This is a genomic window from Citrobacter sp. wls710 (assembly GCF_005281115.1).
Lineage (GTDB): Bacteria > Pseudomonadota > Gammaproteobacteria > Enterobacterales > Enterobacteriaceae > Citrobacter > Citrobacter werkmanii.
In genome coordinates this window covers 175,237-199,758 of record NZ_SZXD01000035.1, presented here as the reverse complement: position 1 = coordinate 199,758, position 24,522 = coordinate 175,237, and the positions used below count along the sequence as shown (strand labels likewise).

The window sequence follows — 24,522 nt, the reverse complement described above, 5'->3', positions numbered from 1 at the left end:
TTCACGACCTCATGACAATAATTCAATTTAATATCTTACTGGGTTCATTCAGCCAATTATCTGGCATAAACCCACTTATTCATAATGTTCACATTTTGAATGAAAGTATCTGCAAAGAATAAAGAAAGTCATGCACACAGACACTGTATCTCATCACAAAAATAAAAACTGGTGCAGTTTATCCCTCTAATACTATTATTTTGTTGCGCTATGACAATTTATTGACTGCTGTTGTTACTTTTCATTTTATAGTGACTGACATAGCGCCCTATATCAAAAATCGGCAATAGCAAAATATTGCTATTTAAGCGGACTCACCGCGTGAAATGACATTTATTTGCTGGCGAAATGCCTGTGGCGTAACCTGATACGTCTGACGGAATACTTTGCAGAAATAACTGGTTTGTGAAAAGCCTAAATTACGCGCAATGCTGGCTATGCTCCAGTCACTATGACAGAGCAACTCTTTGGCACTCGCCATTCGCTGTTGATTTACCCAGGCGTTAAACCCGATACCCTGATATTTTTTGAACAATTTACTGAAATAGTAAGGGCTAAGGTAAACATGAGACGCAACATCCTCCAGGCGTAACTCATCTGACAAATGCGCATCAATATAGCGCAGAGCTTTTTTCATTTTGCTGTCGTGAGGATTCGGTGTTCGGTTAGCGCGTACCGGCTCTGCTTGCTGTGGGTTATCCTTGATAACCACAAAATTAAGTTGTTTCTTAAGACAATTTTCTACGATGAGCTTTAGCAGGTCCGCCGAGGCGATGACTCGCGAATAGTCCATCTCCGGCACATTACGAAATTCACTTAGCAGCTCGGGATCGGCTTGCCAGCGGTCATCGACGTTCAGGATATCAACCAGGCCAACATCGTTACTTAAACGCACCTGACCACACAATACAAACCCAACCAGGTGACCCGCAATTACCAGCGGAATTGAGAAGTCGGTAAGCCCCGCGTGGCAGCGATAGATGCAGGGTTGATCGGATTTTGAAGCTTCCAGCCCTCCACAGCGATCGCTCATACGACAACGGGTACTGTGCTGAGGATGCTGGCGCATCAACTGACAAAAAGGGGTGAAATTAAAAAGCTCAGAAATTTCATCACCGTGAATATTGACAACCACAACAGCCAGACTGGTGGCCTGCGCAAAATCCTGTGCGATTTTATTAATGAGTTCTGAGTTCAGGGCACTCGCAGAAATCATGATAAAACCTCTCAGTTAATTTATTGTTATAAATAAAACATACTATTTACACATTCATTTTCATCTCGCTTTCCTGGGCGCTGATGAAAGTCATCATCGAACATAACAAAAGTCTCCCATTGTGGGGAGACTTTTTCAGCGGTTCAGGAAACCGGATCACGAAAACAGTTTTTACGCTTCAAAAATAAACATTTTCCGTGAAGCTAGCTCTCATTTTCCTCCAGCTTACACGTATTACACGGTAAATTTTTGCCAATAAAATAACGATAAATTGCTGCGCCCGCGCAAGCACCGATGACAGGGGCCACAATCGGTACGATGAAATAAGGGATATCACGCCCGCCGGTCATCGCCACATCTCCCCAACCGGCCATCCATGCAAACAATTTTGGACCAAAATCACGTGCCGGGTTCATCGCAAATCCGGTGAGCGGCCCGGTAGATGCACCGAGAACAGCCACCAGAATGCCAATTAATAAAGGCGCCAATGGCCCTCTGGGGACGCCATTACCGTCATCAGTAAGCGCCATGATCATGCCCATCAGAATGGAAGTGATCACCACTTCGACCAGCGCAGCCTGCCAGACGCTGAGCGCCGCCGCTGGATAAGTACTAAAAATACTGGCCAGTTGCAGGCTTTCAAGGCTGCCGCGCACCATTTGATGGGCCGACTCATACTCGGTAAATAAACTTCCGTACAGCAGATAGGCTAGCAACGCGCCGCCAAAGGCACCCGCAACCTGCGCAACGGTGTATGGCAATACTTTGCGCCCCGGAAAACAGGCAAATAACCACAGTGCGATGGTGATAGCAGGATTGAGATGCGCGCCAGAAATCCCCGCCGTCAGGTAAACGGCAAGCGAGATCCCCAACCCCCATATGATGCAGATCTCCCATAACCCCAAACTGGCACCCGCGACTTTAAGTGCGCTCAGGCATCCGATGCCAAAAAACAAAAACAGCCCGGTACCCAAAAACTCAGCAATACATTGCGCTTTTAGTGAATCGTTCATTGTGACACCTTCTAAGCAGAGTTCGTGTCTTTACCAGCGGACTCCTTGCTGGCACGTAGAATACTTCGAGGCTTACTATAAAAAGCCGTGTCGGCAAATTGTTGGCAATATGAAGGCGACTGGTCCCTCAAAATCGTGTTGAGATAGCAAATTCTTGCTGTCTCCTTTATTAAAACATGCCGAAAAACGGGGAAATCCACTATTAATGTTACATTTGTAAAATAATAAAATATTGTCATGGGCAGAATTATGATTTCAGACAACCATCACAATTTCATTTTTTCGCATAGCAAATGCTATTTTTAATGTCACTAACAAAAGTGTAAATATGGAATTAACATAGCCAAATATTCACATTGGAAAAATAATAAACAACCAACAAAAACAGATAGATACAATAAATCTCAGCAATTTTATATCACCATATCCTCACTATTTTTTCATTCATACTTTCAACTCAGCCATTCTTTTTCCTCGCTTCTTTTTATAGTCATGAAAATCGGGACAACCCAGGCGAGGTCTTTATGCAACAAGAAGCGTTAGGAATGGTAGAAACCAAAGGCTTAACTGCAGCCATAGAGGCCGCAGATGCAATGGTGAAGTCAGCCAATGTAATGCTGGTCGGCTACGAAAAAATTGGTTCGGGGCTGGTAACAGTTATTGTCCGCGGCGATGTCGGCGCAGTCAAAGCAGCAACAGATGCCGGTGCCGCCGCAGCCCGTAATGTGGGAGAAGTGAAAGCCGTACACGTTATCCCACGCCCTCATACCGATGTAGAAAAAATCTTACCGAAGGGAATTAGCTAATGAGCAGCAATGAGCTGGTTGAACAGATCATGGCGCAGGTGATTGCTCGCGTGGCAACCCCAGAACAGCAGGCTATCCCTGAAAATAATCACCCAACACGAGAAACGGCTATGGCAGAGAAAAACTGCAGTTTAACGGAGTTTGTCGGTACTGCGATTGGCGACACCGTCGGTCTGGTAATCGCCAACGTAGACAGCGCCCTACTGGACGCGATGAAACTTGAAAAACGTTATCGCTCCATTGGCATCCTTGGTGCCCGTACTGGCGCGGGTCCGCACATTATGGCCGCCGATGAAGCGGTAAAAGCAACAAATACGGAAGTCGTCAGTATTGAATTACCACGAGATACCAAAGGCGGCGCGGGCCACGGCTCGCTGATTATCCTCGGCGGCAACGATGTTTCCGACGTGAAACGCGGAATTGAGGTTGCGCTGAAAGAGCTGGATCGCACCTTTGGCGATGTTTATGCGAACGAAGCCGGTCACATCGAGATGCAATACACCGCCCGCGCCAGCTACGCGCTGGAAAAAGCCTTTGGCGCACCGATTGGCCGTGCCTGTGGTGTGATTGTCGGTGCACCAGCCTCCGTAGGTGTCCTGATGGCTGATACTGCGCTGAAATCCGCCAATGTGGAAGTTGTAGCCTACAGCTCCCCGGCCCATGGCACCAGCTTCAGCAACGAAGCCATTCTGGTCATATCAGGTGATTCCGGCGCAGTTCGTCAGGCCGTTATCTCCGCCCGTGAAATCGGTAAAACCGTACTCGGGACCCTCGGCTCAGAGCCGAAAAACGATCGTCCGTCCTATATCTGATATCAGTGAGGCTGATTCATGAGATCGAAAAGATTTGAAGCACTGGCGAAACGCCCTGTGAATCAGGATGGTTTCGTTAAGGAGTGGATCGAAGAAGGCTTCATTGCGATGGAAAGCCCGAACGACCCTAAACCATCGATTAAAATCGTCAACGGAACAGTGACTGAACTGGATGGCAAATCCGCCAGTGAATTTGACTTAATTGACCATTTCATTGCCCGCTACGGCATTAACCTGGCGCGCGCTGAAGAAGTCATGGCAATGGACTCGGTCAAACTAGCCAATATGCTTTGCGACCCTAACGTGAAGCGCAAAGATATCGTGCCGCTGACCACCGCAATGACACCAGCTAAAATTGTCGAAGTGGTGTCCCATATGAACGTCGTCGAGATGATGATGGCCATGCAGAAAATGCGTGCTCGTCGTACTCCGTCTCAACAGGCGCACGTCACTAACGTTAAAGATAACCCGGTACAGATTGCCGCAGACGCCGCAGAAGGCGCATGGCGCGGATTTGACGAGCAGGAAACGACCGTTGCCGTCGCACGCTACGCGCCATTTAACGCCATTGCCTTGTTAGTCGGTTCACAGGTTGGACGCCCTGGCGTGTTAACTCAGTGCTCGCTGGAAGAAGCGACCGAACTTAAGCTCGGCATGCTGGGCCACACATGCTACGCGGAAACTATCTCCGTCTATGGTACAGAACCCGTCTTTACCGACGGCGACGACACGCCATGGTCGAAAGGCTTCCTCGCCTCTTCCTACGCCTCTCGCGGCCTGAAAATGCGCTTTACCTCCGGCTCTGGCTCAGAAGTTCAGATGGGTTACGCCGAAGGTAAATCAATGCTTTATCTGGAAGCACGCTGCATTTACATCACCAAAGCCGCTGGCGTGCAGGGTTTGCAGAACGGCTCAGTAAGCTGCATCGGCGTGCCTTCCGCCGTACCGTCCGGTATTCGTGCGGTTCTGGCCGAAAACCTGATCTGTTCTTCTCTGGATCTGGAATGCGCCTCCAGCAACGACCAGACCTTTACCCACTCGGATATGCGTCGTACCGCGCGTCTGCTGATGCAGTTCCTGCCAGGTACTGACTTCATCTCTTCCGGTTATTCCGCGGTACCGAACTACGACAACATGTTCGCCGGTTCCAACGAAGATGCGGAAGACTTTGACGACTACAACGTTATCCAGCGCGACCTCAAGGTAGATGGGGGTCTGCGTCCGGTTCGTGAAGAAGACGTTATCGCCATTCGTAATAAAGCGGCGCGCGCACTACAGGCCGTCTTTGCCGGAATGGGATTACCGCCAATCACTGATGAAGAAGTGGAAGCTGCGACCTACGCCCACGGTTCGAAAGATATGCCTGAACGAAACATCGTTGAAGACATCAAGTTTGCGCAAGAGATCATCAATAAAAACCGTAACGGTCTGGAAGTGGTGAAAGCCCTTGCTCAGGGCGGGTTTACCGATGTCGCTCAGGACATGCTCAACATCCAGAAAGCCAAGTTAACCGGGGATTATCTGCATACCTCCGCCATTATCGTTGGCGACGGACAGGTGCTATCCGCAGTAAATGACGTCAATGACTATGCCGGTCCGGCAACAGGTTATCGCCTGCAAGGCGAACGCTGGGAAGAGATCAAAAACATCCCTGGCGCACTTGATCCCAACGAACTTGGCTAAGGGGTGAAAAATGGAAATCAATGAAAAGCTGCTGCGCCAGATAATTGAAGACGTACTGTCTGAAATGCAGACCAGCGACAAACCCGTCTCATTCCGCACATCGTCAGCGGCAAGCGCGCCACAGACCACAGCGGTACAGGCCGACAGTTTTCTGACCGAGATTGGCGAAGCTAAACAAGGTCAGCAGCAGGACGAAGTGATTATTGCCGTAGGTCCGGCGTTCGGGCTCTCACAAACTGTCAATATCGTCGGGATCCCGCATAAGAATATCTTGCGCGAAGTGATTGCCGGGATTGAAGAGGAAGGCATTAAAGCACGCGTTATCCGCTGCTTTAAATCCTCTGATGTCGCGTTTGTCGCCGTGGAAGGCAACCGTCTGAGCGGTTCCGGGATCTCTATCGGCATCCAGTCAAAAGGCACCACGGTTATCCACCAGCAGGGGTTACCGCCGCTTTCTAACCTGGAACTGTTCCCTCAGGCGCCGCTTCTGACGCTGGAAACCTATCGTCAGATCGGTAAAAACGCCGCGCGTTATGCCAAGCGTGAATCTCCGCAACCGGTCCCTACGCTGAATGACCAGATGGCTCGCCCCAAGTACCAGGCGAAATCGGCCATTTTGCATATTAAAGAGACCAAATACGTCGTGACGGGCAAAAACCCGCAGGAACTGCGCGTGGCGCTTTGATAAAGGATAACTCCATGAATACCGACGCAATTGAATCGATGGTTCGGGATGTGCTAAGCCGGATGAACAGCCTGCAAAGCGAGTCCGCTACTCCGGTTGCGGCAAGTTCATCAGCACATACCGCGAAAGTCACGGATTACCCTCTCGCGAATAAACATCCTGAGTGGGTAAAAACCGCGACCAATAAAACTCTGGATGACTTCACGCTCGAAAATGTTCTGAGCAACAAGGTGACGGCACAGGACATGCGCATCACACCTGAAACGCTGCGCCTGCAGGCGGAAATCGCCAAAGATGCCGGGCGTGACAGGCTGGCGATGAACTTTGAGCGCGCCGCAGAGCTAACCGCTGTACCTGATGATCGCATCCTGGAGATCTACAACGCGCTACGCCCGTATCGCTCTACTAAAGATGAGCTGATGGCTATCGCTGACGATCTCGAAAATCGTTATCAGGCAAAGATCTGTGCGGCTTTCGTTCGTGAAGCGGCAGCGCTGTACGTTGAGCGTAAAAAACTCAAAGGCGACGACTAACTCAGGGACAGGATCATGCGATATATAGCTGGCATTGACATAGGTAACTCATCAACGGAAGTCGCTCTGGCTACCCAGGATGAGTCTGGAGCGTTGAGTATTACCAACAGCGCCCTGGCAGAAACCACCGGGATTAAAGGCACATTGCGTAATGTGTTTGGCATTCAGGAGGCACTTACGCTGGCAGCAAAAAACGCCGGCATCAATGTCAGCGATATTTCGCTCATCCGTATTAATGAAGCCACTCCGGTCATTGGCGACGTGGCGATGGAAACGATTACCGAAACCATCATCACTGAATCCACCATGATCGGCCATAACCCTAAAACGCCGGGCGGTGTCGGGCTGGGTGTTGGCATTACTATTACGCCGGAAGACCTGCTCAGCCGTCCGGCGGATACACCTTATATTTTGGTGGTGTCATCAGCATTCGATTTCGCTGATGTCGCCACGATGATTAATGCCTCGGTACGCGCCGGATACCAGTTAACTGGCGTAATTTTGCAGCAAGACGATGGCGTGTTGGTCAGCAATCGTCTGACTCACCCCCTGCCCATCGTGGATGAAGTGCTTCATATCGACCGTATCCCATTGGGTATGTTAGCTGCTATTGAAGTCGCGGTTCCAGGAAAGGTCATTGAAACGCTTTCTAACCCCTACGGGATTGCGACCGTTTTTGGTCTCAATGCCGACGAGACTAAAAACATTGTCCCGATGGCGCGGGCGCTGATCGGCAACCGCTCTGCCGTGGTGGTGAAAACGCCGTCAGGCGATGTGAAAGCACGAGCCATTCCTGCCGGGAATCTGGAGCTACAGTCACAAGGCCGCACCGTACGCGTCGACGTAGCAGCTGGCGCTGACGCGATTATGAAAGCCGTTGGTGAGTGCCCGAAACTGGATAACGTCACCGGCGAGGCGGGGACCAATATTGGCGGCATGCTGGAGCATGTACGCCAGACAATGGCTGAATTAACCAACAAACCCAGTCAGGAAATCTTTATTCAGGATCTACTGGCGGTGGATACCTCGGTTCCCGTCAGCGTGACCGGTGGACTTGCCGGTGAATTTTCGCTGGAACAGGCTGTCGGTATTGCCTCAATGGTGAAATCAGATCGCCTGCAAATGGCGATGATTGCTAAGGAAATCACGCAAAAGCTCAATATTGATGTCCAGGTTGGCGGGGCTGAAGCCGAAGCTGCCATACTCGGGGCTTTAACCACTCCGGGCACGACGCGACCACTGGCTATTCTGGATCTCGGTGCGGGATCGACCGACGCCTCCATCATCAACCCGAAAGGCGAAATTATTGCCACACACCTGGCGGGCGCGGGCGATATGGTCACGATGATTATTGCCCGTGAACTGGGGCTGGATGACCGTTATCTCGCCGAAGAGATCAAAAAGTACCCGCTGGCGAAAGTTGAGAGCTTGTTCCATCTTCGCCACGAAGATGGCAGCGTTCAGTTCTTCCCTGAGCCTCTTCCGCCAACGGTTTTTGCCCGCGTGTGCGTAGTAAAACCTGATGAGCTGGTGCCCCTGCCAGGCGAACTGGCGCTGGAGAAAGTACGGGCCATTCGCCGCAGCGCCAAGGAGCGCGTTTTTGTCACCAACGCGCTCAGAGCGTTACGTCAGGTGAGTCCGACCGGAAACATTCGGGATATTCCCTTTGTGGTGTTGGTTGGCGGTTCATCCCTGGACTTCGAAGTACCGCAACTGGTCACCGATGCACTGGCGCATTATCGCCTGGTTGCCGGGCGCGGCAACATTCGTGGCACCGAGGGTCCGCGCAATGCGGTCGCGACCGGGCTGATTCTCTCCTGGCACAAGGCGTTCGCTCATGGAAAGTAATCTTAACACACCCGCTATCGTTATCTTCACCACCGGTGACTGCGCCAACGCCTGGAGCGACGTGCTGCTGGGTATTGAAGAAGAAGGGATCCCCTTTGTGATTCAGGGGGGCTATTCACCCGACGTTATCCACAACGCATGGCTCGCGGCATGTCAGTCGCCACTGCTGGTTGGCATTGGCTGCAGTCGCGAAAAACTGGTCGTGCACTACAAAAACCTACCCGCGTCAGCGCCGCTTTTTACGCTGATGTATCAACAAGATAACCACGCTCGTCGCAGCATCGGTAATAACGCTGCGCGGCTGGTTAAAGGCATTCCATTCCGGGAATGCCACTCATAACCCACAGGAGACAAGCAGTATGAATAACGCACTGGGACTGGTTGAAACAAAAGGGCTTGTCGGCGCTATTGAAGCCGCTGATGCCATGGTGAAATCCGCAAACGTGCAGTTGGTTGGTTACGAAAAAATCGGCTCAGGCCTGATCACCGTTATGGTCCGTGGTGATGTCGGCGCGGTGAAAGCCGCAGTAGATGCAGGAAGCGCAGCAGCAAGCGCCGTTGGCGAGGTGAAATCCTGCCACGTTATCCCGCGTCCGCACAGCGACGTTGAAGCCATTTTACCTAAATCCGCATAAGTCGTTGCAACCAAGGAGCACAGCGTGAAGCAATCACTGGGATTACTCGAAGTTAGTGGTCTGGCATTAGCCATCAGTTGCGCGGACGTCATGGCGAAAGCCGCCTCCATCACGCTGGTGGGCCTCGAAAAAACCAACGGTTCAGGCTGGACGGTGATCAAGATAATCGGGGATGTGGCCTCCGTTCAGGCGGCCATTTCCACCGGTGTCAGTTTCGCTGACCAACGCGATGGGCTGGTGGCTCACAAAGTCATATCGAGACCAGGGGACGGAATCCTGTCACGTAGCGTTGCCCCGGAAGCAGAGCCAACACCCGCCCCCATCCAGGTCGAGCCGCAAGAAGAGATATTGGTGGACAGTACAGCGTCCGAAGCACCGCAAAATGCGGAGTTGATTAGCTGCAATCTGTGCCTTGACCCAGCCTGTACCCGCCAGAAAGGTGAGCCCCGCTCTCTTTGTCTGCACTCTGGAAAACGAGGTAAAGCGTGATGGATAAACAGCAACTCAAGTCAACGGTCACCAAAGTTCTGGATGAAATGCGCGAGCGCCCTATTCCGCTGGGGATCTCTAATCGTCATATTCATCTTTGCGCTGAAGATTACGTCCGTTTGTTTCCCAATCAGCCTATCAGCGAGAAAAAAGGGCTGTTGCAGCCAGGCCAATACGCTGCAGAGCAGACCGTCACGCTGGTCGGACCTAAAGGACAGTTAAAAAATGTGCGTTTACTCGGCCCGCTACGTAGCACCAGTCAGGTTGAAATTTCACGTACCGATGCCCGTACGCTAGGTATTGCTGCCCCGCTGCGGATGTCGGGCAATATCCAGGGCACGCCGGGTATTCGCCTTGTCAGTCCATTTGCTGAACTGGACTTAACATGCGGCGTCATCGTTGCTCAACGGCATATCCATATGTCGCCGCTCGATGCTCTGATCCTGCGGGTTTCCCATGGCGATAAAGTCTCGGTCGCCATTAATGGCGATGAACGCCGGCTGATTTTCGATAACGTCGCCGTACGCGTTTCGCCGGATATGCGCCTTGAGATGCATATTGATACCGACGAAGCCAATGCTGCGGGGGCGGATAATCCTCAGGCATTCGCCACATTGGTGACTTCACGATGAACAACGAACTGCTGCAACGCATTATCGAGGAGGTTGTTTCCCGATTAAAAAAACGCGCGGCAAGCACGATCTCCCTTAGCGTCGCGCAGTTACGGGAAATAGACCCACGGATACTATGCTGCCAGTACTCGTCGCTGCACATTTTACAGGCTGATCTGCTCCTGCTGGAACAAATTGCCGAAAGCAGCTCTGCCAATGTGTCGGTGGTCACGATCCACGAAGCGCTGGCATGTGGAGTCCGCGTGAAAATTTCTCTACATCACCACTTGTTACCCGCAGTACCCGTGAAAAAACTCGCGCGTCTGCCGCTGGAATTTGGTGACGAACAGGGGCGAGCCATCGTTCTGCATCCTGAAAAACTTCTCAGTTACGCCGACGTCGCCCAATTGCACGATGCGGTTTTAGTGCTACGCCGTCGATGTGTCGTCACTGCGCTGGCTCAGGAAACTGTCAGTACGCGAAATGTCCAATTAATTAAGCAGGAGTGAGCTATGCATCTGGCACGGGTTACAGGCGTTGTTGTCTCCACGCAAAAGTCCCCCTCCCTGGTCGGGAAGAAGCTGTTACTGGTACGTCGGGTGAGTGCTGACGGAGAGCTGCCAGCCTCCCCGACGACCGGGGACGAAGTCGCCGTTGATTCTGTCGGCGCGGGAACCGGCGAACTGGTTTTACTCAGCAGCGGCTCCAGTGCCCGGCACGTTTTCTCCGGCCCAAATGAGGCCATCGATCTGGCTATTGTCGGCATTGTCGACACGCTTTCTCGTTAGGAGGAACTATGGCGATTTATACCCGCACTGGCGATGCCGGCACAACGGCCCTCTTTACCGGGCAACGCGTAAGCAAAACGCATCCACGCGTCGAAGCTTACGGGACGCTGGACGAACTCAATGCGGCACTTAGCCTGTGTATTTGTGCGGCGAAAAGCCCGCAGCACCGCCAGTTACTTGAAAACATTCAACTGCAGCTTTTTTGGTTCAGCGCCGAACTCGCCAGCGAGAGCGAACAACCAAACCCAGAGCAGCGCTACATCAGTTCAGAAGAAATTGCAGCGCTGGAAACCGCCATCGATACCGCGATGGGGAGAGTACCGCCGCTGCGCAGCTTTATTTTACCGGGCCGCAGCGAAGCGGCCAGCCGTCTGCATTTTGCCCGTACGCTGGCTCGCCGCGCAGAGAGGCGACTGGTCGAGCTTTCTGCCGATATCGCCGTCAGACATGTGCTGATGCGTTACATCAATCGTCTGTCCGACTGCTTATATGCGCTCGCACGGGCAGAAGATCATGACGCCCATCAAAACGACATTATTCAGAAAGTGGCTGAGCGTTATCTCGCCGCCATCCGTACATCAGCCATAAAGGAGCCGACTATGTCTCTGTCTTTTCAGGAGCTCCACCAACTGACTCGCGCTGCGGTGACGAGAGCAGAAGAACTTCAGGTTCCGGTCGTCATCAGCATTGTTGATGCGAACGGGACCCAAACGGTGACCTGGCGTATGCCTGACGCATTGCTCGTCAGTAGCGAACTGGCACCCAAAAAAGCCTGGACCGCCGTGGCGATGAAAACCGCCACGCATGAATTAACGTCAGCGGTGCAACCAGGCGCGGCGCTTTACGGTCTGGAAAGCCATATGCAGGGAAAAGTCGTCACTTTTGGTGGCGGATACGCATTATGGCGAGAGGGTCTACTCCTTGGGGGTCTTGGCATCAGCGGGGGAAGCGTTGACCAGGATATGGACATTGCAGAAACGGCCATTGCGGCGATTAACGTGAGAACACATCAATGAATACTTCAGAACTTGAAACCCTCATCCGTAACATTTTGAGTGAACAACTCGCCCCGGCAAAAACAGAAACCAAAGGAAACGGAATTTTTCCGTCCGTGGGTGAAGCTATCGAAGCCGCGCATCAGGCTTTTTTACGTTACCAGCAATCGCCATTAAAAACCCGCAGTGCCATCATTCACGCCCTGCGAGAAGAACTGACCCCTCATCTTGCTTCCCTGGCCGCTGAGAGCGCAGCTGAAACAGGAATGGGCAACAAAGAGGATAAATTCCTCAAGAATAAAGCTGCGCTGGACAATACTCCAGGGATCGAAGATCTCACCACCACGGCACTGACCGGTGATGGCGGCATGGTGTTATTCGAGTATTCACCGTTTGGCGTGATTGGCTCCGTCGCCCCCAGTACCAACCCGACGGAAACCATAATTAACAACAGCATCAGTATGCTGGCTGCGGGGAACAGCGTTTATTTTAGCCCGCATCCGGGCGCGAAAGCGGTCTCACTCAAACTGATTACCATGATTGAAGATATTGCTTTCCGCTGCTGCGGGATCCGGAATCTTGTCGTCACGGTCACAGAACCCACCTTTGAGGCTACCCAGCAGATGATGGCACACCCTAAAATCGCAGTTCTGGCGATTACCGGTGGCCCTGGCATTGTTGCTATGGGTATGAAAAGCGGGAAAAAAGTCATTGGCGCAGGTGCAGGCAACCCTCCCTGTATTGTCGATGAAACAGCCGACCTGGTTAAGGCGGCGGAAGATATCATCAACGGCGCATCTTTTGATTACAACCTCCCCTGCATTGCTGAGAAGAGCCTAATTGTTGTTAGTGCCGTTGCCGAACGCCTGGTTCAACAGATGCAGTCTTTTGGCGCGCTGCTTCTCACTAGCGAAGAGGTAGACAAACTGCGGGCAGTCTGTTTGCCCGAAGGCATGGCTAATAAAAAGCTGGTAGGAAAAAGCCCGGCCACCTTACTGGAAGCCGCAGGAATACCTGTTCCGGCAAAAGCGCCTCGATTACTGATAGGTATCGTCAAGGCTGACGACCCGTGGGTTACCAGCGAGCAGTTGATGCCAATGCTCCCCGTCGTCACGGTGAGCGATTTTGACAGTGCGTTAACGTTGGCTCTGAAAGTTGAAGAGGGATTGCATCACACCGCCATTATGCATTCACAAAATGTGTCGCGTTTGAATCTTGCCGCACGCACGCTTCAGACCTCCATTTTTGTGAAAAATGGCCCCTCTTACGCCGGGATTGGCGTGGGTGGTGAAGGCTTTACCACTTTCACGATTGCGACGCCGACCGGCGAAGGAACAACATCGGCACGTACTTTCGCACGTTCTCGTCGTTGCGTGCTGACAAACGGTTTTTCTATTCGCTAATGGGGCCGTTATGAAAAGCTTTTCACTGCAAACTCGATTATTCAGCGGTCAGGGAAGCCTGGATGTGCTCAAGCGTTTTACGAATAAGCATATCTGGATTATCTGCGATGGTTTTCTTGCGCGTTCTCCTGTGATTGAAAAGCTGCGCAACACGCTTCCTGCGGATAATCGCATCAGCATTTTCAGCGATATTACCCCCGACCCAACCATTAGCACGGTGGTGCAAGGGATTGCGCAAATGCAGTCCCTGCGACCGGATGTTGTCATTGGTTTTGGCGGAGGCTCAGCGCTGGATGCCGCGAAAGCCATCGTCTGGTTCAGCCGACAGTTCGGTATTGAAATCGAAACCTGTGTTGCTATTCCAACCACCAGCGGCACAGGCTCGGAAGTGACCAGCGCCTGCGTGATTAGCGACCCGGATAAAGGCATTAAATATCCCTTATTTAATAATGCGCTTTACCCGGATATGGCCATCCTCGATCCAACACTGGTTGTCAGCGTACCTCCAGCCATCACCGCGAATACCGGCATGGACGTCCTGACGCATGCGCTGGAGGCTTACGTATCCACGAAGGCCAGCGATTTCACCGACGCGCTGGCGGAAAAAGCGGCACAAATCGTCTTCCAGTACCTTCCCGTCGCCGTCAGCAAAGGCGAGTGTCTGGCAACCAGGGGGAAAATGCACAACGCGTCAACACTCGCGGGAATGGCATTTAGTCAGGCGGGGTTGGGGATAAACCATGCGATTGCCCATCAGTTAGGCGGCCAGTTTCATCTGCCCCACGGACTTGCCAATGCGCTGCTGCTGACCCCTGTCATTCATTTTAATGCCCGCGACCCCAGGGCCGCGAAGCGCTATGCCCGTTTCGCTAAAGCCTGCCATTTATGCCCGGATAACGCGAACGATACGGCTGCGCTAAATGCGCTCATTCATCACATTGAGCTTCTCAAAAAACAGTGTGCGTTACCTTCTTTCGTTGACGCGCTCAAAGACGGAAAGCAAAACTGGTCACAGCGTATACCGTCGATGGTTCAGGCCGCGCTGGCTGATGTCACGCTGCAAACCAATCCTCGTGTTGCCGACGCCAGTGCCATGCAGGAACTGCTTGAGGAATTATTATGAATACAGCCATGACGGCAGAGTCCACGCTTTATGATGCGCAGACGATACGCGAGCGCATTCGGGCTGCTGGCGTTGTCGGGGCAGGCGGTGCGGGCTTTCCTGCACACGTAAAATTACAGGCGCAGGTCGATACATTTCTGGTGAATGCCGCCGAATGTGAACCGATGTTGAAAGTTGACCAGCAATTGATGAGCGTCCAGGCAGATCGACTTATTCGCGGCGTTAAATATGCCATGACGGCTACCGGAGCCAGTGCCGGTATTATTGCGCTCAAAGAAAAATACCAGAAGGCTATCAATGCGTTAGCCCCCCTGCTGCCTGCCGATATCCGGTTACACATTTTACCAGATGTCTACCCGGCCGGTGACGAGGTGCTGACCATCTGGATGGCAACAGGCCGGAGGGTCCCACCTGCCGCACTGCCGGTCAGCGTCGGCGTGGTGGTCAATAACGTCCAGACCGTGCTCAACATCGCCAGAGCGGTTGAACAGCAATATCCCGTGACCCGTCGCACGCTGACCGTCAACGGCGCAGTCGCCAAACCAATCACACTCACTGTCCCTATCGGGATGTCACTTCGCGAGGTGCTGGCGCTGGCGGGAGGCGCAACCGTTGACGATCCAGGATTTATTAATGGCGGCCCGATGATGGGCGGTCTGATTACCTCCCTGGATACCCCCGTCAGCAAGACCACTGGTGGGTTGCTGGTTTTACCAAAATCTCATGCGCTGATTCAGCGGCGAATGCAGGATGAACGCACCGTGCTTTCCGTCGCAAAAACCGTATGCGAGCAGTGCCGTTTGTGTACGGATTTGTGCCCAAGGCACTTAATTGGCCATGAATTATCACCACACCTGCTGGTTCGCGCGGTTAATTATCAGCAGGCGGCCACACCACAGCTGCTGCTCACGGCCCTGACCTGCTCAGAATGCAATGTCTGTGAAAGCGTAGCCTGTCCGGTTGGAATATCGCCGATGCGAATCAACCGCATGCTTAAACGCGAACTACGGGCGCTCAACCATCGTTATGAAGGGCCGCTAAATCCTGAGGATGAAATGGCGAAGTACCGGTTGATCCCGGTTAAGCGCCTTATTACCAAACTGGGTCTTAGCGACTGGTATCACGATGCGCCATTGGCTGAGACTGATTATTCCACCGATGAAACGACGCTGTTGCTACGCCAGCATATTGGCGCCAGCGCCATCCCATGTGTACAGCAAGGCGATCGCGTTGTTCGCGGTCAATGCGTTGCCGATGTGCCGGCAGGCGCATTAGGTGCGCCAGTCCACGCCAGTATTGACGGTATTGTCAGCGAAATCACTGAGCAATCCATCACGGTAATAAGAGGTTAATCATGTCTCAGGCTATAGGGATCTTAGAACTCACCAGCATTGCCAAAGGAATGGAAGCTGGCGATGCCATGTTAAAAAACGCGAATGTGAATTTACTGGTCAGCAAGACCATCTGCCCGGGAAAATTCCTGCTTATGCTTGGTGGTGACGTAGGCGCAGTACAGCAGGCAATAGCCACTGGTACATCTCTTGCTGGCGATATGCTCGTTGACAGTCTGGTACTGCCTAATATCCATGCCAGCGTACTCCCGGCGATCAGCGGGTTAAATAGCGTGGATAAGCGTCAGGCCGTCGGGATTGTTGAAACATGGAGCGTGGCGGCCTGTATCTGTGCCGCGGATCGCGCAGTTAAAGCTTCCAATGTCACATTGGTTCGTGTGCACATGGCATTTGGTATTGGCGGCAAGTGCTACATGGTTGTCGCTGGCGATGTATCCGATGTGAATAACGCAGTAACGGTTGCCAGTGAAAGCGCGGGTGAAAAAGGCCTGTTGGTTTATCGTTCTGTCATACCTCGCCCGCATGAAAGCATGTGGCGGCAGATGGTGGAGGGATAATGGAAAGACAGCCCACCACGGATCGTATGATCCAGGAATATGTTCCTGGCAAGCAGGTCACGCTGGCGCATCTTATCGCCAATCCCGGAAAAGATTTGTTCAAGAAGCTGGGATTACAGGATTCAGTATCCGCAATCGGGATTTTGACGATTACCCCCAGCGAAGCCTCAATTATCGCCTGCGATATCGCCACGAAATCCGGGGCGGTAGAGATTGGTTTTCTCGACCGATTTACCGGCGCAGTGGTACTGACGGGCGATGTCTCCGCCGTTGAGTACGCGCTGAAACAGGTAACCCGAACGCTGGGCGAAATGATGCGTTTTACCGCTTGCCCCATCACCCGGACGTAATCTCATGAAACGCATCATGCTAATCGGACCCAGCCAGTGCGGAAAAACGTCGCTCACACAATGCATGCGGGGAGAAGCGCTTCACTATCAGAAGACCCAGGCCATAGTCTGGTCGCCCACAGCGATAGATACACCGGGCGAATACCTTGAAAACCGCTGTCTGTATAGTGCGCTGCTGGCCAGCTCCTGTGAAGCAGACATCATCGCGCTGGTCCTCAATGCTGACGCGCCGTGGTCACCATTTTCTCCCGGTTTCACCGGCCCAATGAACCGACCCGTTATTGGCCTCGTCACTAAAGCCGATTTAGCCAACCCGCAGCGCATTTCCCTCGTTGAGAGCTGGTTAATCGAGGCTGGCGCGCAAAAAGTGTTTGTCACCAGCGCGCTGGAGAATACTGGGGTCGATGAGATGTTCATTTTTCTGAATGCAAAGGAACTTTCATGTCTCACAAAATAATGGCCATTAACGCGGGGAGTTCCTCGCTTAAGTTTCAGTTGCTGGCGATGCCGCAAGGTGAAATGATCTGTCAGGGGTTGATCGAACGTATCGGTATGTCTGATGCGCAGGTCACCCTTAAGACGCCAGCGCAGAAATGGCAGGAAACATTGCCCGTAGCCGATCACCGTGAAGCAGTGACGCTGTTACTGGAAAAACTGCTCAGTCACAATATTATCAGCAGTCTGGAAGAGATTGACGGCGTAGGGCATCGCGTTGCGCACGGTGGGGAATCTTTTAAAGACTCCGCGTTGGTGACTGATGAAACGTTGGCGGAAATCGATCGCCTTGCCGAACTGGCGCCGCTACATAACCCGGTAAATGCCCTGGGGATCGCGGTATTTCGCCAGCTATTACCCGAAACGCCAGCCGTTGCGGTTTTTGACACGGCTTTTCATCAGACTCTTGACGAGCCTTCTTTTATTTATCCCCTGCCCTGGCGTTACTATTCAGAACTGGGTATTCGTCGTTACGGTTTTCATGGCACCAGCCACAAATATGTCAGTGCCCAGCTTGCTGAAAAGCTGGGAGTGCCCCTCAGCGCCCTGCGCGTCGTTTGTTGCCATCTCGGCAACGGCAGCAGCATCTGCGCCATTAAGGGTGGGCAATCGGTTAATACCTCAATGGGATTTACGCCGCAGTCAGGCGTGATGATGGGTACGCGAAGCGGCGATATTGACCCATCGATTTTGCCATGGATTGCCCTGCGCGAAGGCAAAACACCGCAGCAGCTCAACCAATTGCTCAACAATGAATCCGGACTACTCGGTGTCTCTGGCATCTCACCTGACTATCGCGATGTTGAACATGCCGCAGATGCAGGCAATCATCAGGCGGCGCTGGCGTTGACGCTTTTTGCCGAGCGAATTCGCGCCACCATTGGCAGCTATATTATGCAGATGGGCGGTCTGGACGCGCTGGTGTTTACCGGTGGGATCGGCGAGAACTCAGCGCGAGCGCGAGCGGCAATTTGTCGCAATCTGAATTTCCTGGGACTGGCCGTCGATGAAGAAAAAAATCAGCGAAACGCCACGTTTATTCAGACAGAAAATGCGCTGGTTAAAGTGGCGGTGATTAATACCAATGAAGAGCTGATGATAGCGCAGGACGTTATGCGTTTAGCTATATCAGAAACTGTGACATTGGGCATTCCCGCTTAGCGCTGCCGCACCGCAAATTGCGGCAAATCATGGTAATAGCATGATCGCCATGACACTATGCGCCGAAGATTGCTGATCACAAAGGTGAAGACGTGGCTGTTGCGCAATGTCCCGCATCGTGCGGAGAACTTATCCAGGGCTGGATTCTGGGCAGTGAGAAATTAGTCTCCTGCCCGGTCGAATGGTATAGCACCGTTGAGGTCACTTCAGGCTCGCCGCTGGCAGAGGAACGTCCACTTTCACGGGCGATGGTTAATCGGCTATTGCAGCACTGGCAATACCCGGCGCAGATGAGTCAGGATATCCGAATTGATGTCCAGTCAACTATTCCCATCGCTAAAGGAATGGCCAGCAGCACTGCAGATATTGCCGCCACCGCTGTCGCCACAGCACATCATCTGGGCCATCACCTGGATGAGCCTACGCTGGCGCACCTTTGCGTTTCGCTGGAGCCTACCGACAGCACCGTTTTTCGTAAGCTTACCCTTTTCGATCATAACGACGCCTCCACGCAAATTGCCTGCGAAGCCCAGCCTCAACTCGATCTGTTGGTTCTCGAAAGCCCGGAGACCTTGCGTACTGCGGATTATCACCGTATTCCCCGTCATGCCGGGTTACAGGCAGGCGCTCCGGCCCTCAAACAGGCATGGGAAAAAGTACAGGATGCCTGTATCAGCCAAAACCCTTACCGGTTAGGCGAAGCCGCTACGCTTAGCGCAGTCGCCAGCCAGTTGCTGTTACCGAAGCCAGATTTTGATTTGCTCTTAGCGCTGGTAGAGGAATGTGATTTATACGGCGTTAACGTCGCGCACAGCGGCAGCGTTGTCGGCCTGATGCTGGACAGAACACGTCATGATGTGGATTACATTAAATGGATGCTGGCGCAGAAAAAACTGACGGCCCACTGGCCGGAACAGCATTTATTACGGATGGTCGCAGGCGGAGTTGAACTGCAATAAGGGTCGCCGCGCAGCAGCGACCCGGACAAGCATAAATCGTTACTCAGCTTTCGCTTCGCCGTTTTTCAGTTCGCCCATGGCTTTCAGCTTCTTAGAAATATCGCGGCGCTCTTTTGAGATCTCAGCATTTTTGATGATGTAATCATCTACGCGATCTTCGTAATCGCTTTTCATGCTGGCAATAATGCCCTGGATCGCTTCGACGCTCATCCCAGGCTTGATGTAGTCGCTCAGGTTGTCCAACAGCAGGACACGTTTCTGGTTGTCACGGATCTTTTTCTCAACGTCCTGGATTTCACGTTGCAGTTTGTTTTTACGACGGAACAGACGAACAAATTCTAGCACGTCCTGGAAAGAAGGCTTGGTAGTTTCCATTTTTACACCCCTGATAATGTGAGATTCGGATTCGTTAAAACAACGGCTAAAGTGGGTCAACATTACTTTCATGCCCGCCATACTTCAAGTTGCATCTGCATCGACAATGCATGGTTGAAACCTGAATTATCGAGGGTAAAGCCATTGCAGTTACCAATGGTTTTAGCCTTTTTCAGTATCATACCTCTAATCTTTGCTGAATCGAAGCAGCAGTAGAACCAATCCCCTCATCTGCTCTTTATTTGCGCAACGCGCGACAGATTAAATGCGAAAGTAACTCCAGCTGTCGCGCCATCTCCATATTCAACCAAACGTAGCCGTGAATAGGCGTTTCCGCGACATTATCACCTTTATGCTCAGCGATAAGCTGACGTAGCTCCACCACGGTATCGTTGAGCTTTTCCGTATTGGCCAGCACTGGCTGCGGGTTACCTTCATATAATGCATGCGTTATTGTCAGTAGCGCCTGCTGCGTCCTGAGCTGGGTTTCACGCAGCGTATGCGCGTTCAGCATAACAAAATGGCTGGTACGGCTGGCCCAGAGCGCATTAATTTGCAGCTCCAGCATGCAGACGAGGTTACGATTAACCGTCTGAATAGCCTCAAAAATGGATTTTTGAATGTGTGTTTCTTTACTGGCGGGGACGATGAGTCCGCGCATTTTGACAACTTCGCTCAGCAGCTGTTGTAAATGCTTCTCCAGGCGCGGTTGTTCGAGCAGATTGGGGGAAAGCGCCGCCTGATACACCCGATTGTATCCCGTCACGCAATGCGCCAGCTGAATACGCCAGTGTATAAATGCCCGCTGTGGCCAGATGCCGGTAAACAGCATCGCCAGTAACGAACCGAGAATAACATCGCCACCGCGCCATAACGCCGTATTCATATCCCCAGCGGGCGCGCCCACAACGACAGCAAGCGTAATACCAATCAGCAGCGCCTGATACGGTTTTTTGCCCAATGCCAGCCAACCGCAGAGAAACATCGCCACCGCGCACCATATCAGCATTAGCGGAAGCGAAAAGAGCTCCAGACGCAGGGCCACCAGCCCAAGCACCGATCCCAGGATCGTGCCGCCAATCCGTTCAAAAGCTCGGGGAACAACGTTACCCCAAAAAGAAATAGGCCCCATGATCACCACCAGCGTGATCAGAGGCCATGTACCTTCAGGAATGTTTAACAGGCGTACCAACAGAAAAGTGAGAATAAACGCAAGCGCAATGCGAATACCGTGCACTACACGATAATGACGATACAAACGAATTTCAAAAGGACTCAGTGACTTATTGGCACGCACTCATGCACTCCGTCAGCGAATAGCAAAGAACAAAATTGTACTCGTTTTTTGCCTGAAAATATCATCCTGTTTTGCATCAAAAACAGTTACTTCGACTGCACCGGTATGTACATTTCAATGTCCCAGTAGCCATCCTCCATGCCATTGTTCATGTACACTTCAAAGCAGGGTTTAGCGGCTATTTCGTAAGTCGTATCCTGCATCAGGCGGTCAAAGAACTGATACCAGGGCGTGGCAAAATCATGATTTTCAACGCGCGCAACGGCAATAGCATAGTCGCCACCCGCCACTTCGGTCAGGATCACCCCTTCGCTATTTTCCGGGATCGCAAAATCTTCAGGCACGGATACCACGGTATCGCAACGCAGTTTCTCCGCCGGGACAACGTCAGGATTGTCGTAATAAACGGCTATCCATTCCAGCGGAACAATTTGCTTCCCGTCGACCCACTTCATTAACTGCTCAAAACCTTGCTTTACCGTTTGTTCCCACGGACCAACCATGTGAAAACCGGCAATCCTGCGTTTATCGACCTGCTTAATCTCGTACTCCATATAACCTCCGCGATTACACTGTATTTATATACAGTGTAATTTTTAGGTATTACGGCCACAAGCAAATAGTGATTATTATGTGAGCAGATTCGCACTCTTGCCAGTCAGGCTTTCCAGGAAATAACTACGCCTTATGGTGGAAATAATCGCTCAGACGCGAGAAAACGCCGCCTTCGCTGACGGACTCCAGCGTAACCAGAGGCCAGTGCGCCACCAGCTTGTCCCGATCGTAGAGTTCAATTTCACCCACACGCTGATGTGCCGCGATTGGCGCGACCAGTTCTTTCTTATCAAGGACATATTTTGCTTTAATGTTAGCGACTTCCGCTTTAGGCAGGGCCATCCAGAAATCCTGCTCGGTGCCCAGGCTGATTTTTTCTTTGTCGCCATACCAGATCCGTTCAGTGCCGACCTGCTTACCGCTACGCAAAACCTGCACCGTATCGAAGTTTTGTTGCCCCCATTGCAGCAGCTTACGCGCCTGGTCTTCGCGCCCTTTCGCACTCTCAGCCCCCATCACAACCGCAATCAGTCGACGTTGTCCATCAACGGCGGAAGCGATCAGGTTGAACCCGGCCCCGGACGTATGCCCTGTCTTCAGACCATCCACGTTCATGGTTTTATCCCACAACAGGCCATTACGGTTTTGCTGCGTGATTCCGTTCCAGGTAAGGCTTTTCTCACTGTACATATGGTAGAAATCCGGTTCACCATGGATGATAGCCCTCGACAATACGGCCAGATCGTAAGCAGAGCTATGCTGACCTGGCGCATCCAGACCATGGACCGTTTCAAAATGGGTGTCCTGCAGGTTCAGCTTTTGCGCATAGCTGTTCATCATCGCGACAAACTGCGGTTGTCCCCCGGCGATGTAATCCGCCAGCGCCACGCAGGCATCATTACCTGAATCAACAATTAGCCCGCGGCTGAGGTCGCGCACCGAAACACGATCGCCTTGTTTCAGGAACATCAGGGATGAACCGACGAATACCGGATTGTCTTTCGCCCAGGCATCGCGCCCAACGGTGACAATATCGGTTGGACTAATGCGCTTACTGTCGATTGCGCGATCAACAACATAGCCGGTCATCAGCTTGGTCAGACTGGCGGGGTTACGTTGCTGGTGTTCATTACCGGCTGTCAGAATTTGGCCCGTGGTGTAATCCATTAATACCCACGCCCCGGCATTTATCGCAGGCGGCTGAGGGGCGAAGCTGGCGGCATCGGTCGCCCAGGCGGACGTAAAACTCATCGTGAATAGTGAAGCGGCAATAAACAAACGGCGTTTCAACAGCATGTCCTCAGAAAAGGGAGAAATAGCCGTTCTTTTTACGGAAGTTCTGTCGAACAAACTTGAATAAATTGCAAGAAAATGTGACACAAGGCACATTTTCTTGCTGTTATACAAGGCTGTCAGAGACAAACCGCGCGCGAAATTATCCTTTGCGTGGCGCAGTCTCTGCGTGATGACTGCGATGGCGATGATAGCCGTCGATCATACTGCGGAAAATTTGCCCTGGCGTGTCGCCCAGCGTGCACAGGTAAATATGTGCGCAGATGAACAGTAAACCCACAATCGCTAACGCCATATGCAGCACCAGCATTACAGGCCCTGCCGCTACCACCTGCGGGTAGAGGCATAACAACCCGGTGATGATCAACAGCGGAACCAGCGCGTACATAATGGCCAGGTAGGCCAGTTGTTGCAGTGGGTTAAATTTATCCTTTGCCGTTGCGGCAAACGGATGCGGCTCGCCTTTCATGATGCCATACAGATAAAAGCGCGTTTGCAGCAGGCAGCGTGATATCAACCCGTTTAGCTTCACGCGATAATGGCAGCCGTTGCCGCTGGTTGCGTTTATTAACACAAAGCCTATCCAGAAGGCCAGCAATGCGAAGCCGCACCAGGTATGCACCTGTACCATCAACGCTACCGGTCCGACAGAGAAGTGGCCAAACAGGCCGCTCAGCAAAAGCAGAATAAAGAGTAGCGCATTTCCCCAGTGCCAACGGCGAACAGCCAGCGAATAGAGGTATTCCCGGTGCTCCTCTCCGGTTGCCGTTTTCGGCGCCAGCATCCGACGTAACAGCGCGTGCGTGATCAGCCCTGCAATCATCAGCACAACAATAACGCCCGCATAAATGAGCCACAGCGGCCAGTAGTCCGGCGCATAGTTAAGCTCCGCTCCCCAGATAGAATTCATACTTTACCCTCCTGATGGATCTCTTTACGCCGATAAACACTCACCGGGCCACTACGCGTATCCTGCTGGCGATAAACCTCTTTTTGATTGATCCAGTGCTGTATTTCCGGATCATCGCGACGACCAAACTTCAACGCATCCGTAGGACAAACGGAAACGCAGGCGGGTGACTGTCCGACCTCCAGGCGGGTATCCGCGCAGAAATTACATTTGTCTGCGATTCCCGTTTGTGGATTGAGATAACGGACATGGAACGGACAAGCAGCAACGCAGTAGTCACAGCCAATACAGCGAGATTTATCCACCTGCACAATGCCGTTTTCATCACGGAATGAAGCACCGGTTGGACAAACGCTGACGCACGGCGCATCTTCACAATGCTGGCAGGAAACACGAACAAACTGGAAGTGGGACAGTGCCTCGGGTTCCTGTTCCGGTGAACGGATCTGCACCTGTAAGCGGCTAAAACCTTCAGGCACGTCATTCAGTACCTTGCAGGCAACCGTACACGCCTGACAACCAATGCAGCGTTTTTCGTCATGCAGCATGACATAAGGGTTTGTTGATTGATTCATGAT

Annotated in this window: 29 protein-coding genes; 21 read left to right on the top strand and 8 right to left on the bottom strand. The window is 52.2% G+C overall.

Translation table 11 applies throughout. The features are described 5' to 3' along the window. Nucleotides 1-304: 304 nt before the first annotated feature. The gene (gene pocR / locus FDX14_RS17550; protein ID WP_006683984.1) at nucleotides 305-1,216 is read right to left on the bottom strand and encodes a transcriptional regulator PocR; all 912 of its coding nucleotides are present in this window, start codon (nucleotides 1,214-1,216) and stop codon (nucleotides 305-307) included. Nucleotides 1,217-1,419: 203 nt separating this feature from the next. Further along, nucleotides 1,420-2,229: a propanediol diffusion facilitator PduF gene (pduF, locus tag FDX14_RS17545; RefSeq protein ID WP_061381975.1), complete on the bottom strand. Its 810-nt coding sequence runs from the start codon at nucleotides 2,227-2,229 to the stop codon at nucleotides 1,420-1,422. Between the two features lie 524 nt (nucleotides 2,230-2,753). On the opposite strand from pduF, the gene pduA reads away from it, so the two are divergent. From pduA to FDX14_RS17440, 21 genes are all read left to right on the top strand, one after another. Further along, complete coding sequence (pduA, locus tag FDX14_RS17540) at nucleotides 2,754-3,035, top strand: propanediol utilization microcompartment protein PduA (protein ID WP_003030255.1); 282 nt, start codon at nucleotides 2,754-2,756, stop codon at nucleotides 3,033-3,035. Further along, nucleotides 3,035-3,847: a propanediol utilization microcompartment protein PduB gene (gene pduB, locus FDX14_RS17535; RefSeq protein WP_042307583.1), complete on the top strand. Its 813-nt coding sequence runs from the start codon at nucleotides 3,035-3,037 to the stop codon at nucleotides 3,845-3,847. The genes pduA and pduB overlap by 1 nt, the downstream gene beginning before the upstream one ends. Before the next feature lie 18 nt (nucleotides 3,848-3,865). Continuing rightward, on the top strand, nucleotides 3,866-5,530 hold the full coding sequence (gene pduC, locus FDX14_RS17530; RefSeq protein WP_042307581.1) for a propanediol dehydratase large subunit PduC: 1,665 nt from the start codon (nucleotides 3,866-3,868) through the stop codon (nucleotides 5,528-5,530). A 10-nt stretch (nucleotides 5,531-5,540) separates the two neighbouring features. Then, nucleotides 5,541-6,215, top strand: a complete 675-nt coding sequence (pduD, locus tag FDX14_RS17525) for a propanediol dehydratase medium subunit PduD (protein ID WP_042307579.1) — start codon at nucleotides 5,541-5,543, stop codon at nucleotides 6,213-6,215. A gap of 14 nt (nucleotides 6,216-6,229) precedes the next feature. Further along, the gene (pduE, locus tag FDX14_RS17520; RefSeq protein WP_042307577.1) at nucleotides 6,230-6,748 is read left to right on the top strand and encodes a propanediol dehydratase small subunit PduE; all 519 of its coding nucleotides are present in this window, start codon (nucleotides 6,230-6,232) and stop codon (nucleotides 6,746-6,748) included. Between the two features lie 15 nt (nucleotides 6,749-6,763). After that, complete coding sequence (locus FDX14_RS17515) at nucleotides 6,764-8,596, top strand: diol dehydratase reactivase subunit alpha (RefSeq protein ID WP_137349974.1); 1,833 nt, start codon at nucleotides 6,764-6,766, stop codon at nucleotides 8,594-8,596. Then, nucleotides 8,586-8,936, top strand: coding sequence for a glycerol dehydratase reactivase beta/small subunit family protein (locus FDX14_RS17510; RefSeq protein WP_137349973.1), 351 nt, complete (start codon nucleotides 8,586-8,588; stop codon nucleotides 8,934-8,936). The genes FDX14_RS17515 and FDX14_RS17510 overlap by 11 nt, the downstream gene beginning before the upstream one ends. 19 nt (nucleotides 8,937-8,955) lie before the next feature. Then, complete coding sequence (gene pduJ, locus FDX14_RS17505) at nucleotides 8,956-9,231, top strand: propanediol utilization microcompartment protein PduJ (protein ID WP_001057752.1); 276 nt, start codon at nucleotides 8,956-8,958, stop codon at nucleotides 9,229-9,231. Nucleotides 9,232-9,255: 24 nt separating this feature from the next. Next, nucleotides 9,256-9,720, top strand: a complete 465-nt coding sequence (locus FDX14_RS17500) for a BMC domain-containing protein (protein WP_137349972.1) — start codon at nucleotides 9,256-9,258, stop codon at nucleotides 9,718-9,720. Then, entirely contained in the window at nucleotides 9,720-10,352 is a 633-nt protein-coding gene (locus tag FDX14_RS17495) for a phosphate propanoyltransferase (RefSeq protein WP_042307570.1), read from the top strand. Before FDX14_RS17500 ends, FDX14_RS17495 begins: the two co-directional genes overlap by 1 nt. Then, on the top strand, nucleotides 10,349-10,840 hold the full coding sequence (gene pduM / locus FDX14_RS17490; RefSeq protein WP_137349971.1) for a microcompartment protein PduM: 492 nt from the start codon (nucleotides 10,349-10,351) through the stop codon (nucleotides 10,838-10,840). Before FDX14_RS17495 ends, pduM begins: the two co-directional genes overlap by 4 nt. 3 nt (nucleotides 10,841-10,843) lie before the next feature. Then, nucleotides 10,844-11,119 (top strand): EutN/CcmL family microcompartment protein, encoded by a 276-nt coding sequence (locus FDX14_RS17485; RefSeq protein ID WP_042307565.1) that lies wholly within the window; start codon nucleotides 10,844-10,846, stop codon nucleotides 11,117-11,119. An 8-nt stretch (nucleotides 11,120-11,127) separates the two neighbouring features. Further along, the gene (gene pduO / locus FDX14_RS17480; protein WP_137349970.1) at nucleotides 11,128-12,135 is read left to right on the top strand and encodes a two-domain cob(I)yrinic acid a,c-diamide adenosyltransferase PduO; all 1,008 of its coding nucleotides are present in this window, start codon (nucleotides 11,128-11,130) and stop codon (nucleotides 12,133-12,135) included. Continuing rightward, the gene (pduP, locus tag FDX14_RS17475; RefSeq protein ID WP_137349969.1) at nucleotides 12,132-13,517 is read left to right on the top strand and encodes a CoA-acylating propionaldehyde dehydrogenase PduP; all 1,386 of its coding nucleotides are present in this window, start codon (nucleotides 12,132-12,134) and stop codon (nucleotides 13,515-13,517) included. Before pduO ends, pduP begins: the two co-directional genes overlap by 4 nt. 10 nt (nucleotides 13,518-13,527) lie before the next feature. Continuing rightward, nucleotides 13,528-14,640, top strand: a complete 1,113-nt coding sequence (locus tag FDX14_RS17470; RefSeq protein ID WP_137349968.1) for a 1-propanol dehydrogenase PduQ — start codon at nucleotides 13,528-13,530, stop codon at nucleotides 14,638-14,640. After that, nucleotides 14,637-15,992: a cobalamin reductase PduS gene (gene pduS, locus FDX14_RS17465; RefSeq protein ID WP_137349967.1), complete on the top strand. Its 1,356-nt coding sequence runs from the start codon at nucleotides 14,637-14,639 to the stop codon at nucleotides 15,990-15,992. Before FDX14_RS17470 ends, pduS begins: the two co-directional genes overlap by 4 nt. Nucleotides 15,993-15,994: 2 nt before the next feature. Further along, nucleotides 15,995-16,549: a propanediol utilization microcompartment protein PduT gene (pduT, locus tag FDX14_RS17460; RefSeq protein ID WP_137349966.1), complete on the top strand. Its 555-nt coding sequence runs from the start codon at nucleotides 15,995-15,997 to the stop codon at nucleotides 16,547-16,549. Next, nucleotides 16,549-16,899: a propanediol utilization microcompartment protein PduU gene (gene pduU / locus FDX14_RS17455; RefSeq protein ID WP_032939586.1), complete on the top strand. Its 351-nt coding sequence runs from the start codon at nucleotides 16,549-16,551 to the stop codon at nucleotides 16,897-16,899. Before pduT ends, pduU begins: the two co-directional genes overlap by 1 nt. A 4-nt stretch (nucleotides 16,900-16,903) precedes the next feature. Beyond that, the gene (pduV, locus tag FDX14_RS17450) at nucleotides 16,904-17,356 is read left to right on the top strand and encodes a EutP/PduV family microcompartment system protein (RefSeq protein ID WP_042307555.1); all 453 of its coding nucleotides are present in this window, start codon (nucleotides 16,904-16,906) and stop codon (nucleotides 17,354-17,356) included. Beyond that, the gene (locus FDX14_RS17445; RefSeq protein WP_079223603.1) at nucleotides 17,341-18,555 is read left to right on the top strand and encodes an acetate/propionate family kinase; all 1,215 of its coding nucleotides are present in this window, start codon (nucleotides 17,341-17,343) and stop codon (nucleotides 18,553-18,555) included. Before pduV ends, FDX14_RS17445 begins: the two co-directional genes overlap by 16 nt. 92 nt (nucleotides 18,556-18,647) lie before the next feature. Beyond that, a complete protein-coding gene (locus FDX14_RS17440; RefSeq protein WP_061381985.1) occupies nucleotides 18,648-19,514 on the top strand; it encodes a GHMP family kinase ATP-binding protein in 867 nt (288 codons plus the stop codon). Between the two features lie 39 nt (nucleotides 19,515-19,553). Here FDX14_RS17440 and FDX14_RS17435 read toward each other — a convergent pair whose 3' ends face one another. The 6 genes from FDX14_RS17435 to phsB all read right to left on the bottom strand — a co-directional run bounded on the left by FDX14_RS17435 (nucleotide 19,554) and on the right by phsB (nucleotide 24,519). Beyond that, nucleotides 19,554-19,889: a DUF496 family protein gene (locus tag FDX14_RS17435; protein WP_032939582.1), complete on the bottom strand. Its 336-nt coding sequence runs from the start codon at nucleotides 19,887-19,889 to the stop codon at nucleotides 19,554-19,556. A gap of 238 nt (nucleotides 19,890-20,127) precedes the next feature. Continuing rightward, nucleotides 20,128-21,186 carry an FUSC family protein gene (locus tag FDX14_RS17430; protein WP_061381986.1) on the bottom strand — a complete coding sequence of 353 codons (1,059 nt, stop codon included), beginning with the start codon at nucleotides 21,184-21,186 and terminating at the stop codon, nucleotides 20,128-20,130. Between the two features lie 86 nt (nucleotides 21,187-21,272). Next, complete coding sequence (sbmC, locus tag FDX14_RS17425; protein WP_042307550.1) at nucleotides 21,273-21,740, bottom strand: DNA gyrase inhibitor SbmC; 468 nt, start codon at nucleotides 21,738-21,740, stop codon at nucleotides 21,273-21,275. Between the two features lie 124 nt (nucleotides 21,741-21,864). Beyond that, a complete protein-coding gene (gene dacD, locus FDX14_RS17420; protein WP_137349965.1) occupies nucleotides 21,865-23,037 on the bottom strand; it encodes a serine-type D-Ala-D-Ala carboxypeptidase DacD in 1,173 nt (390 codons plus the stop codon). A gap of 139 nt (nucleotides 23,038-23,176) precedes the next feature. After that, nucleotides 23,177-23,944 (bottom strand): thiosulfate reductase cytochrome B subunit, encoded by a 768-nt coding sequence (gene phsC, locus FDX14_RS17415; protein WP_042307546.1) that lies wholly within the window; start codon nucleotides 23,942-23,944, stop codon nucleotides 23,177-23,179. Further along, nucleotides 23,941-24,519, bottom strand: a complete 579-nt coding sequence (phsB, locus tag FDX14_RS17410) for a thiosulfate reductase electron transport protein PhsB (RefSeq protein ID WP_042307544.1) — start codon at nucleotides 24,517-24,519, stop codon at nucleotides 23,941-23,943. Before phsB ends, phsC begins: the two co-directional genes overlap by 4 nt. Nucleotides 24,520-24,522 lie beyond the last annotated feature (3 nt).